6 protein-coding genes are annotated in these 12,704 nt (G+C 71.1%); 1 reads left to right on the top strand and 5 read right to left on the bottom strand.

What is annotated here, in order from left to right; translation table 11 throughout:
* Positions 1–250: 250 nt before the first annotated feature.
* Complete coding sequence (locus ABTZ54_RS28175; RefSeq protein WP_351668346.1) at positions 251–1,768, top strand: chitinase; 1,518 nt, start codon at positions 251–253, stop codon at positions 1,766–1,768.
* Positions 1,769–1,831: 63 nt separating this feature from the next.
* Here the strand turns inward: ABTZ54_RS28175 and ABTZ54_RS28170 are convergent, their stop codons facing one another.
* The 5 genes from ABTZ54_RS28170 to ABTZ54_RS28150 form a co-directional block, all read right to left on the bottom strand.
* The gene (locus ABTZ54_RS28170; protein WP_502997326.1) at positions 1,832–2,374 is read right to left on the bottom strand and encodes a hypothetical protein; all 543 of its coding nucleotides are present in this window, start codon (positions 2,372–2,374) and stop codon (positions 1,832–1,834) included.
* A 62-nt stretch (positions 2,375–2,436) separates the two neighbouring features.
* A complete protein-coding gene (locus ABTZ54_RS28165) occupies positions 2,437–4,128 on the bottom strand; it encodes a helix-turn-helix domain-containing protein (RefSeq protein ID WP_351668342.1) in 1,692 nt (563 codons plus the stop codon).
* A 76-nt stretch (positions 4,129–4,204) separates the two neighbouring features.
* Complete coding sequence (locus ABTZ54_RS28160) at positions 4,205–6,508, bottom strand: ADP-ribosyltransferase domain-containing protein (RefSeq protein ID WP_351668340.1); 2,304 nt, start codon at positions 6,506–6,508, stop codon at positions 4,205–4,207.
* 27 nt (positions 6,509–6,535) lie between these two features.
* Positions 6,536–7,894, bottom strand: a complete 1,359-nt coding sequence (locus tag ABTZ54_RS28155; RefSeq protein WP_351668386.1) for a lamin tail domain-containing protein — start codon at positions 7,892–7,894, stop codon at positions 6,536–6,538.
* Between the two features lie 333 nt (positions 7,895–8,227).
* Entirely contained in the window at positions 8,228–12,568 is a 4,341-nt protein-coding gene (locus ABTZ54_RS28150; protein WP_351668338.1) for a ricin-type beta-trefoil lectin domain protein, read from the bottom strand.
* Between the last annotated feature and the right edge of the window lie 136 nt (positions 12,569–12,704).

Below are 12,704 nucleotides of genomic sequence, written 5' to 3'. Positions count from 1 at the left end.
GGGGACATCTCCGCGTATGAGGGCCCGGTCCCTGGCTCACTGGACCAATCCGGCCACCCGCGCGCATCGCTCCAGCAAGCGCCCGTACCGGCTGGATGTACCACGCAACGAACGACGAAATTGGTCTAGTCCAAGTTTGGTCCAGGCCATTGACGTGCCCATGGCGCCGGGGTTACTCCGTATCCCGACACTCGTGCGTGACAAGGACGTCGACGCACCCTCCCCGCCCCCCCACAGTCATTGGATCGCCATGAGACGACGTTCGCTCCGCTCGGCGCTCACCGCCGCCGTGACCGCCGTGGCCGCCCTCGGCCTCGCCACCATCGCCACCTCCCCCGCCCAGGCGGCGACCCCGCTGCCCGCCCGGGTCTTCGCCCCCTACTTCGAGTCCTGGACCGGGGAGAGCCCCGCCGCCCTCAGCGCGCAGTCGGGCGCCAAGCACCTGACGATGGCGTTCCTCCAGACCGCGACCAAGGGCTCCTGCACCGCGTACTGGAACGGCGACACCGGACTGCCCATCGCCCAGGCCTCGTTCGGCGCCGACATCAAGACCATGCAGTCCCGCGGCGGCGACGTCATCCCCTCCTTCGGCGGCTACACGGCCGACACCACCGGCACCGAGATCGCCGACAGCTGCACCGACGTCAACCGGATCGCCGCCGTGTACGAGAAGGTCATCACGACCTACGACATCACCCGGCTCGACATGGACATCGAGGTCGACTCCCTCGACAACACGGCCGGCATCGACCGCCGCAACAAGGCCATCAAGCTGGTCCAGGACTGGGCCGCCACCAACGGCCGCCAAATCCAGATCTCGTACACCCTGCCGACGACCACCCACGGCCTCGCCGCGAGCGGGCTCGCGGTCCTCAAGAACGCCGTGACCAACGGCGCGCGCGTCGACGTCGTCAACCTGATGACCTTCGACTACTACGACAACGCCGCCCACGACATGGCCGCGGACACCAAGACGGCCGCCCAGGGCCTCTACGACCAGCTCGCCAAGCTCTACCCCACGAAGACGGCCACCCAGCTCTGGGGCATGGTCGGCATCATCGAGATGGTCGGCGTCGACGACTTCGGCCCGGCCGAGACCTTCACCCTCGCCAACGCCCGTACGGTCTACGACTGGGCGGTGGCCAAGGGCATCAACACCCTCTCGTTCTGGGCGCTCCAGCGCGACAACGGCAGCTGCCCCGGCGGTGCGGCCGCCGACGGCTGCTCCGGCATCCAGCAGAACACCTGGGACTTCTCGCACATCTTCGCCCCCTTCACCAGCGGGACGACCACCCCGACCGACGACTTCTCGGTGACCGCCACCCCGGCCGCCGCCACCGTCACGGCCGGAGCGTCCACCTCCACCACGGTGAAGACGGCCGTCACGGCCGGTACGGCGCAGACGGTGAACCTCACGGTCAGCGGCCTGCCCGCCGGTGTCAGCGCCACCCTCAGCCCCGCGTCGGTGACCGCCGGGGGCTCCTCGACCCTGACCGTGAACACGACGGCGGCCACGGTCTCCGGCACCTACCAGATCGTGGTCAACGGAGCGAGCCCGTCGGCCGGCCACGCGGCGGTCTTCTCCCTGACCGTCACGGGCGGCGCCACCCAGTGCACGGCGGCCCCGTGGGTCTCCTCCAGCGTGTACACCGGCGGCCAGCAGGTCTCGCACAAGGGACACACCTGGAAGGCCAAGTGGTGGACGACCGGCGAGGAGCCGGGCACCACGGGCGAGTGGGGCGTCTGGCAGGACCTCGGCGCCTGCTGATCCCCTGCCTTCGACAGGTCTGGGGCCCACCTCGTGGCGGGCCCCAGACCTGTCTTCGCGTGCTCAGGCGCCGATGCCGACCGAGGAGACGTAGCTGTACGCGTTGTAGTCGGAGTCGAGGTCGCTGATGACGTCGTCCCAGATCTCGTCCACGGTGCTGCCGTCCTGGGCGGCCCAGGCGTCGACGAGGTCGCTCCAGATGTAGCGGACGGTGATGGAGCGCTGGGACAGGCCGGGGCGCAGGCGCTCGGCGGGGACGTGGGACTGGTCGACGGGGTAGATCTCCATCCGGCGGCCGCGGCCGTCGTTGTCGAGGTGGCGCTTGAGCCAGCCGGAGCGGATCAGGTTCTCCCGCCGACGGAACCAGTAGGCGGCGTCGACCCGCTCGCGGTTCGCCGCGGTCGGGGTCACCTTTCCCTTCGACTTCATCCACGACCGGATCGTGCGCGCGGACACGCCCTGCTCGCGCAGGGCGGCGCGGCCCGCCGGACTGTCGAGGTAGCGCAGGCGGGCGACGAGTCCGCGCTTGGTGGTGATGGGTGAGGAGATTCCGGAGGAGTAGACGATGCGGTTGAGTTCCAGGATCAGGGCTTCGCCGCCCTTCATCCCCTGCGCATGGAATTTACGGAATTCACCCCAGCGGGACCACAGGTCCGGAGATCCCGACATCAGCGCTTACCTCCGAGGATGTAGCTTTCCTTTTCCTTGACCTGGTTCAGATCCCGCCCCTCCGGGAAGACCGTGCGCCAGTCGCCCGCCACGTGGAGCTCGTCCGTGCCGGAGATCTCCACGATCCGAAGTCCGGCCCTGTGGGCCTTGTTCGCCTTCATCCAGAGGTTCGCGAACGCCTTCGAGCGGATGATGTGCATCCAGTCCGGGCGGCGGATCTCACGGTTCGCACTGGACTCGCCGATCGTCGACACGAACTTGGAGTACATGGCCTTCACATAGGCCACCGTCAATTCATCGCCGTCCGCGGTCGCTTTCTTCCTGGTTTCCGCGAGCGCGCGGCGCAGCTTCTCCAGCAGCGCTTCCGAGGCGCCGGAGACGAGGGAACGGTGGATCACCGGGGCCTCGGCGAGGCCTTGGCGGGCGCAGTCGAGCATCAGGCGCAGCGTGGATTCGGTGACCCACAGCTCCCCCGGCTCCATGCGGGCGCCGAGCGGGGCGGGAAGGTCGTCGTGGTGCCAGTCGGGCGGGGTGACGAGGTGGACGCCGGCCTTCTTCGGATCGTGGACGCCGCTGGTGTCCTCGCGGAGCTGACCGATGGGCAGCCAGCACTTGAGCGCGGAGAGGTAGGCCGCGTTCATGTCCAGCGCGGTCACTTCGATCCGCTCGCCCTTCTTCGCCGCGGCGAAGAGCTCCGGGTTGCGCCACTTCGGGCGGCCCTCCCAGATGTCGTCCGCGCCCTTCTGTGACTTCTTCCGCAGGATCTCGGCGGTCGGCGGGAATTCCGAATGCTCGTACCGGCCTCCCACCCGCGAGGCCTTCAGCAGGCTCATGACGTCCGGGATCGCCGCCTTGATCAGCTCCGCCTGCGCGGCCTCGACGTCGCCGGAGCACGCGGACAGGACCTCGTGGACCCGGTCGGTGATCTGCTCCACGAGGGTGGCGGAGGCGTAGCCGGGGGCGCTTCGCGCGGGGCGCGGCGTGGCGTGCGTCGTGGCTTGCGCTGCCGGGGGGGCGGTCGGGGCCGACTCCGGTTCCGCAGGTGTTGCGGGCTCGTCGACAGGTGTCGGCTCGTCGACCGGCGCGGGCGTCTCGGGCGCCGCGTCCGCTGCCTCGGCGACCGCCGCCGCGCACTCCTCCGCGGTCAGGTGCTGGGGGAAGCCGTCGAGTTCGAGGGATGCCGGCTGCCCGCACAGCACACACGGGTGCCCCGGCACCCCGTCCGGCTCATCCGGCTCATCCGGCTCATCTGGCTCGGCACGGGCCGGTACGGGCGCCGGGTCGGGCGCCGGGGACGGGGTGACGGGAGCGGGCGGCTCGGGCGCCGGGGACGGGGTGACGGGAGCGGGCGGCTCGGGCGTGGGAGCCTCGGTGGTGGGAGCCGCGGCGGGTCGTTCTCGGGCCGGGAGTGGCGCGGCGAGCGCCTGAGTGCCGCCCTGGAGGCTGGGCACGGCTCCGTGCAGTACGCCCACCGCGTGCGTCGGCCCGGCCAGCACGTCCAGCGGATGCAGCCCGTAGTGGGCGGCGAGCAGGTCCACGTCCTCCAGGGACCAGTGGGACTTGCCCGCCTGCTTGCGCGAGACCTGCGCCTGCGACTGCCCGAGGCCGGCGGCCAGATCGCCCTGTCGTTCACCGGTCCGCGTCATCAGCGCGGCGACCGTGAGTCTCAGGACGTCCTCCATACCCATCATGGCGCGACACTAGCAAAACCTGTATGCGTCTTCCGCATTCAGGATCCGAGCCGCGCATGCCGCACCGCTTCCCCGCTCAGGAGACGAGCGGCGTGTCCACCTCCTTCAGCTTGACCGTGGACAGGCCGCCCCGTTCCGTCGTCACGTCCGTGACCTCCAGTTGGGTGCCGGGGGCGAGGATGTACTCCTCCTCCCCCGTGAACGCGGAGAAGCTGCGGATGCCCACCGCGCGGGCCGGGGTCACCTCGAACAGGGTCCGCTTGCCGCGGCTGCCGAGGAAGGAGCGGGCGACGCTCAGCTGCGAGGTGCAGGACGAGACGCCCCACCAGGTCACGGTCCCTCCGACCGGGTACTGCCGCCGCAGGTCCAGGCCGACGCCACGCCACAGGGGGCGGTGCTGGGCGGGGAGCTGCGAGACGGCGGAGAAGAGGAGTCGGAGGTAGGGGAGGTACGGGACGACCCGGGCGCGGTCCGGGGAGCGCAGGACGGCGTTGATGTCCCGGTAGAAGCCGGACTCGCAGGTGTAGAGGAAGAGCGCGGCGATCGTGTCGGCCGACAGTCCCTGCCCGGTCTGCCCGGTCTGCTCGTCCGCCCGCCGCTTGCCGAACTCGCGCGAGCGGTCGATGTGCCGGCCGAGCCCGGACAGCACGCCGGTGACCGGGGCGATGGCCTCCTCGAAGGGCATCAGCGGGGTGTCGAACACTCCGGTGAGCGGGGGCAGGACCCGGCCCTCGTCCTGGACGCTGGTCAGCCGCTCCAGGTACAGCTGGTGCAGCTCCATGGTCGAGGCGATGAAGGCGCCCATCCGAGCGGCCGCCTCGGACTCCGCGCCGGTGCCCTGCCCGCTCGCGGGCGGCTGGTCCCAGCCCTTGCTCGGCAGCCAGTCGATCGCCTCGGCGCCGAGTGACCGCAGGGCGTCGTTCACCGTGGTGAAGTGGTCGCCCTCGCAGAACAGGTCGCCCTGTGCCGCCGGGTTGGCGTGGTCGATGTGCCGGACCTCGACGTCCGGGTACTTCTTCTGCAGGCGCAGGACGGTCCGCTTCAGGCTGCGGGCGTGGGCGCCCCACCAGGCGAAGACGACCCCGCGGTCCTCCTCGTCCACGGCCTCCTGTTTGGCCCGGAGGATCTCCTCGACGATCCGTTCGGCCACCGGGCGCCAGAACCCGGTGTGCTGGTCGGTGCCCATGGCGCCGTCGGCGCTCGCGGTGAGGGAGGCGTTCAGGAGCAGCACGCCCTGGGTGAGCATCGCCTGGAACCACTCGGGCGGCTGGACCGTGTCCCGTTCCTTCAGCAGGGCGCGGACGTCGCCCACGGGTGTCTTCTTGGGGATGCCGTACTTCCACATGGCCGCCGCCTTGATGAGGCAGCGGATGCTGACGACCCGGCCGAACTGGCTGTCCTTCCAGTCGTTGAAGGTGTTGTCGAACATCGCGATGCCGGTGGCGCTCTCCGGCCGCGGGTACGGGTTCTGCCCGAAGGCGACGACCTTCCATTTGTGCGGCGGGTTGGGCTTGAGCGCCTGGAAGGTGAGCTCCCGTACGGGGACGACCTGGGGGCTGCGGCCGGGGCCGATGAAGGCGGCGGCGTCCGGGCGTGCCTCGATGACCGGCCCGAGGAGCGGGAGCCAGGGCTCCGCGCCGCCCGTGAACAGGGCGGTCAGGCCGAGCGGGTCGTTCGCGTCGGGCCCTTTCGGCGGTGTGATCCGCACCCTCGTGGTGGCCGGTGCCTGGTCGATGCCGGCGAGCTGGGCGGTGATGGTGGCGCGGAGCTCGTCGTCGTCCTCGAACCAGTGGTCGTGGAAGAGCGTGTAGCCGGTCCACATCAGATTCGCGCAGACGCGGGCCGGGACGCCGCCGGTCCTCGCTCCCATGCCGACCAGCGCGACCGAGCGGATGCTGCCCGGCGCGCGCCGGTTCTGCCGGTGCACGGCCTGGAAGGCCGCCGCGCAGGCCATCGCCACGTTCAGCGTCTCGCTCACGTCCTGCGCGGAGCGCACCATGGTCGGCGTCGAGATCACGAAGCGCGGGACTGCCGCCCCCGACGGGACGCACACGGCGCTGCCGACGGGCAGGCCGCCGGCGAAGCGGTCCTTGATCGCCCGCTTCACCCGCAGCTGGATGCCCGCTCCGAGGTGGCGCTTGATCACGGCGTCGACGCCGCCGTCCATCCTGCCCGCCGCGTTCGTCGGCGTGACCCACGCGTCCACGTTCTCGTCGAGGATCGAACCCCGGCGGATCTCGATGCCCGGCGTGTCGGCGAACGCCGCCCGCCACGCCTTCACCACGCCCTCGTTCACGTCCGTCAGCACGACCCGGAGCGTCGGCTCCGCGCAGCCCTCGGCCATCATGTATCCCCCTGTCAGGAAGGCTTCTTCCAGCACCTCCGACGCTAGTGGGGACCACTGACATCAGCAGGTGACGGTGCCCCTGCGGATCGCGTGACCGCTGGTGTTGCTGTCGTCCGACCAGTAGACGGGCTTGCTGCCGCCCACGCACTCGTCGGCCGCGGCGAGCGCGAAGCCCTCGTTGTTCAGGTTGGCCATGCCGGCCGGGCGGTTGTAGACGCCGGCCAGGGCGAAGCTGCCGTCGGTGCCGATCTTCAGGGTCCGGTGCTGGCCGGAGCAGGTGTCGTCGCAGACCAGCCACAGGCGCGCGGCCTGCGGCTCCCACTGGAGCTCCATCACGCCGGCCATGCCGCTGCCGATCGTGGCGACGCGGGTGGCGGTGCCGCCGTCCTCCAGCACGTACCCGTAGACGGATCCGGTGCCCTCGACACCGACGAAGAAGACGCCGCCGGTGTGCGCGCCGAAGCGGCTGGGGTCGTAGGCCGTGCCGGTCGACTCGTCCTTGAAGCCCGCGGCGGTCAGGGTGGCGTCGGGGATCCAGGTGAGGGCCTCGAAGCCGGCGTTGGAGCCGACGGCCGGCAGGCCGGCGGTCAGGTTCCACTCCTTGGTGGCGGTCAGGGTGGTGCCGGAGCCGGTGGTGACGTCGTAGCGCAGGACGGAGAGGCGGCTGGTGCCGGAGGCGTCGCCGTTGCGCTCGCTGGCGACGTACGCGCCGCCCGTGGCGCCCGCGCCGGTCAGGGTGACGGCCTCGCTGTCGGGCGTGCCGCTGCCGCCCGGGAAGCGCAGGGTCTTGCCGGAGGTCCAGCCGTTGGCGGTGTCCGGGCGCCAGCCGCCGGAGCCGTCGCGCACCAGCCGCCACAGCTTGCCGGAGTTCTGGGCGCCCCACAGCACCGAGCCCTCCTCGTACAGGCCGCTGAGGTCCGAGCCGAAGACGTTGGAGCCGTCCGCCGTCGCCACCGCGCTGCCGCCGGGCCAGGCCTGGGGGGCCGTACCGCCGCCGGAACCGCAGTTGTTCGGCGCGCCGAGCGTCAGGGCCGCCTGGCCGAAGGCGCCGGTGCCGTCCGGGCACCGCGACCAGGAGGTGGCGGAGTGGCTGGTCCAGGTGAAGCTGTCCACCAGAGTGCTGCCGCCGGGCAGGTACAGGCGGGCCTTGTCGCTGGAGCCGAGGCCGAACGACGCGGAGACGTCGAAGGCGCGCACGGCGCCCGCCGCGAGCGTCGTGCCGGACGGCACCGTGAACTTGGAGCTGTTGTTGTCGTCCTTGAGGATCCAGCCGGAGACGTCCACGGCGGCCGTTCCCTTGTTGAACAGCTCGATCGAGTCGTTGACGCTGCCGGTCGTCACCACCTCGTTGATGCGGATGTCGTCCGCCGGGGCCGCCTGGGCCGCGGGCGCGAGCAGCATGGCCGCCGCGGCGGCCATGGTGGAGCCGACGACGCCGAGGCGCAGCGAGGCATGGCGGAGAGCGCGGGGTGAGCGGGGAGAACCGGGAGCGCGTACGGCTTCGAGCACGATGTGTCCGTCCTGGGTGGAGGGCAGGGGCAGGGAGACTGGGCGAGACGAGGCTCCCGGTCGCTGCCGAACACCGGTCGGCATCGACCCACTCCCCATGTGAACGCACGCCGAACGGCAGGGCGACAGGCATCGGCCATCCGGCCGAGCCGCTCCGCCCCGGTCGCCGCTCCCCCGCGCCAACGGGAACGCCCCGTCCGCGAGGGACGGGGCGTTCGACGGGCCGCATGTGCCGCTGCTGTCCTACGGATTGACCGGCAGCGCGGGTGTGAAGATCGCGGGGACGCTCCACTGTTGGGCCGGGGTGCCGTTGCAGTCGAAGAGCTGGAAGACGGTGCCCCAGGCGCGGTTCGCCCAGGGTACGTCGAGGCAGCGGCCCGACTGCGGGTTGTAGATCGAGCCGTCGGCGCGCGGCTGCCACTGCTGGCCGCCCTCGCCGAGGCACTGCCAGAAGATCACGCCGCTCTGCGACGTGGTCTGGTTGCCGACGACGGCGACGCACTGGCCCTGCTGGGTCAGGGTGCCGTTGGCGTTGACGCTCAGCTTCTGCGCGTCGGTGCCGTTGCAGCCCCACAGGGCGGGGTGCATGCCGTTGCCGCTGTTGTTGTTCGGGGCGTCCACGCAGAGGTCCGGGGAGGCCGCGAAGCGGATCGGGCTGCCGGCGGTGGTGATCTGCGGGGTGTAGCCCTGGTAGACGGCGAGGTTGCTGACCCGGCCGGCCAGCCAGTTGCTGGACTGGCTCTGGTACCTGTACCGGCCCATGACCAGCTTGCCGCTGGGCGCCGGGCTGCTGTTCGCCGCGTGGAAGCCGCTGGAGGCCAGGCGGCCGTTGACGTACAGGCTCATGGAGCCCGTGGTGGCGTTGTACGTCGCCGTGAGCTGGGTCCAGGCGCCGAGCTGGAAGGTGTTGGCCGCGTTGAGCGTGGCGTTGAAGTCGTACGGCCAGCCGTCGTCGTCACCGCGGGCGATGGCGAAGCGCCAGTTCCCGGAGTCGGCCCACAGCATGAACGCGCTGCCGTGGACGCTGTCCTGACTGACGATCACACCGTCGGGCTTGTCCAGCTTCGCCCAGGTGCTGATGGTGAAGCTCTGCCGGGTGTCGACGGAGGCCGCCGGTGCGGTGAGGCTCGACTTCAGGGTGTCGTTGAAGACGGCGACGGTGACCGGGCGGCCGTCCACGGTGTCGCTCGCGTAGCTGATGTTCGCCTCGACGGCGTCGTTGCCCGCGGGGACGGACTTCTTGTTGTCCAGGCGCCACTGCACCGTCGGTGCCTGGGTGTTGCCGCGCGTGTGGTAGCCGTCGAAGCCGTTCACCGCGCCCGCGTTCACGGTGCCCGCCCAGGCGTGCAGCGTGCCGGCCGTGTCGAGGGCCCAGAAGTCCGGCACCCCGTCGTCGGTGACGTCGCCGTCGGAGCCGACCCGCGGGTAGCCGGTGCCGTTGATGCCCCAGCCGATACGGGTCGTCGGCTGAGCGGTGACGCCGGTGAACACGGTGTAGGTGAGGCCCAGTTCGTCGGTCCGGGTGGCGGTGGACAGCTTGTACTGGAAGATGTCGCCGCTGGTGCGGTTGCGCACCCACAGGGCCGGGGCCGTGTCGGTGGTGGTGGCGGTGGACACGGCCAGGGTGTTGCCGGGGACCATCAGGTCCTTGTCGTCCCAGTCACCGGTGCCCGACACCAGGGACGGCGGGGCGAGGGTCTGGTTCGACTTGACCGGGTAGAACCACAGGTTGCCGGACTCCACCGAGAGCAGGCCGGTGGCATCGGACACCTTGCGGCTCGGCGTCCGCGAGGTGCGGGCCGGGCCGGTCGGGGTGATCTGGCTGGAGTACTGCCAGGTCCCGACGTTGTGGTAGCCGGGGCAGGAGCTCCCGTACGCCGGGTCGCAGTCCGGCTTGTCGACGGTGTGCTTGGTGCCGAGGGTGAACACCCCGGGGTTGGAGAGCGTGTTGTCGTAGGCGAACAGGTCGCTGCCGCCGAGGCCGCCGACGGTGGCGGGCTCGCGGTGGACGAAGAGGTCGTCGACGTTGCGGCCCGGGTCGAGGGAGCCGCGGTGGGCGATCCGGTAGTCCTTCCAGGTGCGGCCGGAGCTCACCTCGGGCGCCTGGAGGGCGGTCGCGGCGGTGCCGCTGGGCGTGTAGCTCGCGGTGCTGCCGTCGGTGGCGCGCCCGTGGGTGACCAGGTTGCCGGACGTGTCCGGGATCAGGATGTCGGGCCGGGCGTCACCGGTGGTGTCGCCGAAGGCGACCGGGCCGTCCTTCCAGGGCACGTAGAAGGCGTACGAGAGGGTCTGCGAGGCGTTGCCCGCCTCGTCGAGCACGCGCGCGTACACGATGTTGGTGCCCCAGTGGGTGGGCTTGACGCTGATGCCGCTCGTGGAGAGCGGGCTGCCGCAGCTCTGCTGGGCGCCGGCGAGCTGCGGGTCGAAGCTCCACTGGACGCAGGCCAGGCCCGAGGAGCGGAGTCCGGCGCCGGGGCTCGGGTCGGACGCCGAGATCGGGATGGAGCCGGTGTCGCCGAGCCGCAGGTTGGTGATCTGGCCGTTGCCGGCCGGCGGGTACTGGGTGTTGGGGTCGGTGAACTGGCCGAAGGCCATGACCGGCGGGGTCATGTCGACGGCGAAGTGGCAGGTGGTGCTGGACGGGCCGCGCAGCAGGCCGTCGTCGCCGTGGGTGGCCCAGGCGTAGGAGTGGCCGTTCTGCAGGAGGCCGATGGGCAGCGCGTACCCGGCCTCGGACCAGTTCGAGACGAAGCCCGACCAGCCCTGGTGCGCGGTGGCGCCCGCGGTCTCGTCCCAGACGTCGACCCACTCGGTGAGCTGGCCCTGGTTGGGGCTGCTGACGCGGGAGATCAGGTCGGTGTGGGTGTCGGTGACCCAGCCGTACGAGGACGCGGGGACATTGCCGCACGCCTGGGTGTCACCGGCGACGACGCGGCGCGGGACCGGGTTGGCGCGCAGGTTGTCGGGGGTGTTGGGCGGGAAGTCGTACTCGGTGCTGAGGGTGGCGTTGTAGTTGAAGCGCTTGAAGCCCATCTTGTCGCCGGAGCCCTCGTTGCCGCGCAGGACGAAGGCGAGCGGCTTGCTGGTGTCGCGGATCGCGTCCCGCATGGCGCCGGTGACGTTGAAGTCGACGGGGATGTCGTTGTAGCAGGCGGAGTTGGTGCCGTTGCCGGGCACCCACTTGCCGTCCAGCCACTCCCGGACCTCGTGGTTGTTCCAGGACACCGAGCCGTCGAACTCGCGGGCCCGGTAGAGGTTCACGGGGTAGGTGGTGGAGCAGGACCAGTCGGAGGAGATGTACTGGTTGACCCGCAGGTTGGCGTAGTTGACGGTCGAGCCGTAGTACCCGTTGATGTCGAACTCGAACAGGGCGCGCTCGATGCCGTACGGGGATTCCCAGCCCTGGAAGCCCGAGCCGGGGTGGTCCCGGTCGTTCGAGCCGGAGCGGTCGAAGTTGCCGGTGCCGGTCCAGGCCTGCATGACCCAGGCGTGGTGCTGCTTGTTGCGGGAGTCCCGTGACCAGTCGGGGTCGATGTAGACGGGGTAGCTGGTGTTCGCGCCGTCGAGCAGGTCCATGGTGGGGGCCAGGGCGATGGCGCCACGGTCCTTGCCCGCCGTGGCGGTGGTCTTCGCCCGGGTGACCGGGATCTTGGCGATCGTGGCCCGGGCGCCGGGTCCTTCGGGGCTGCTCAGTCCGTCGATGGCGCCGTTGGCCTTGTCGACGGGCGCGGAGGCGTCCATGTCGGCGTACTTGCCGCCGCGCGCGGCCGGCCGGCGGGCCTCCTTCGCGGACCACATGAGGGGGGCGGGCGCGCGGAAGACGGTGTCGCGTCCGGCGGCGGCGGTGAGGTTGCCGTCCTTGTCCTTGGCGAGCGTGAGGCCCTTGGTCTCCGCCGGGAAGACCAGGTCCCGTACGGCCGGGTTGGCGGCGGCGGCCGGGCTGCGCAGGATGACGACGGTGGCGTAGCCGCCCCACTTGGTGGCGGTGACCTTCAGGTCGGTGTCGGGCGCCACGTTCTCGAAGAGGGCGCCGTTGCCGCTGAGGACCGGCTTGGGCAGCGCGCCGGGGAACGGCGAGGAGACGGACAGCTGCTGTCCGTTCTCGGTGGTCATGGTGGCCAGCGGGCCGGTGCCGCCGCCGGAGAGCACGAGGTCGGTGTCGGCGGCCCTGGGGGCCACGGTGCCGTCCGCGCGGGTGATCAGGGTGTCGTCGAGGGTGACCCAGCCGCCCTTCTTGCCCTTCATGCGCTGGGCTTCGATGGTGCGCTCGGTGCGCAGCTTGCCCTGGGGCGTGACGACGGTGGTGCTGAACTCGTCGGTGAGTTCGGGGATCTGGACGTTCTTGCCGGTGGCCCGGGCCTGCTGCTTCGCCTTCTCGGCGGCGAGGCGGGCCGCCGTCGGCTTCGGGCGCCCGGTGCTGCCCCGGGAGGCGGCGGGAGCGGGCGTGGTGGCGGACGGATCCGGCTTCGGTGCTGGTGCCGCCTGGGCCGTGTAGGGCGCGGTGGCCAGCAGCGCGGCCGACATCGCCAGGACCGCGGCGGCCGCAACCGGCCTTCGCAGTCCGGCTCTTGGTGCAGTGGACATGCTCGTGTACTCCCCCATGCATGTGCGTGTTCGCGGCGCGTGGCGCGCAGAGATCGGGGGCACTTTGGCAGGGGCATGGTCAACGATCAAAATGCGCCACGCGACATCGTGTCCATCTTGTGCGTAGCCTTCACGA

Origin of the sequence: Streptomyces sp. NPDC094032 (assembly GCF_040303965.1) — a bacterium.
Taxonomy (GTDB): Bacteria; Actinomycetota; Actinomycetes; order Streptomycetales; family Streptomycetaceae; genus Streptomyces.
Note: the sequence above shows the minus strand (reverse complement) of the source record. Positions and strands in the feature narration are given on the sequence as shown.

Bases quoted from the DNA above. Each gene is read 5' to 3' on its own strand.
- ABTZ54_RS28165 (WP_351668342.1), bottom strand. From the start codon at position 4,128: ATGATGGGTATGGAGGACGTCCTGAGACTCACGGTCGCCGCGCTGATG.
- ABTZ54_RS28150 (WP_351668338.1), bottom strand. From the start codon at position 12,568: ATGTCCACTGCACCAAGAGCCGGACTGCGAAGGCCGGTTGCGGCCGCC.
- ABTZ54_RS28155 (WP_351668386.1), bottom strand. From the start codon at position 7,894: ATGGCCGCCGCGGCGGCCATGCTGCTCGCGCCCGCGGCCCAGGCGGCC.
- ABTZ54_RS28175 (WP_351668346.1), top strand. From the start codon at position 251: ATGAGACGACGTTCGCTCCGCTCGGCGCTCACCGCCGCCGTGACCGCC.
- ABTZ54_RS28170 (WP_502997326.1), bottom strand. From the start codon at position 2,374: ATGAAGGGCGGCGAAGCCCTGATCCTGGAACTCAACCGCATCGTCTAC.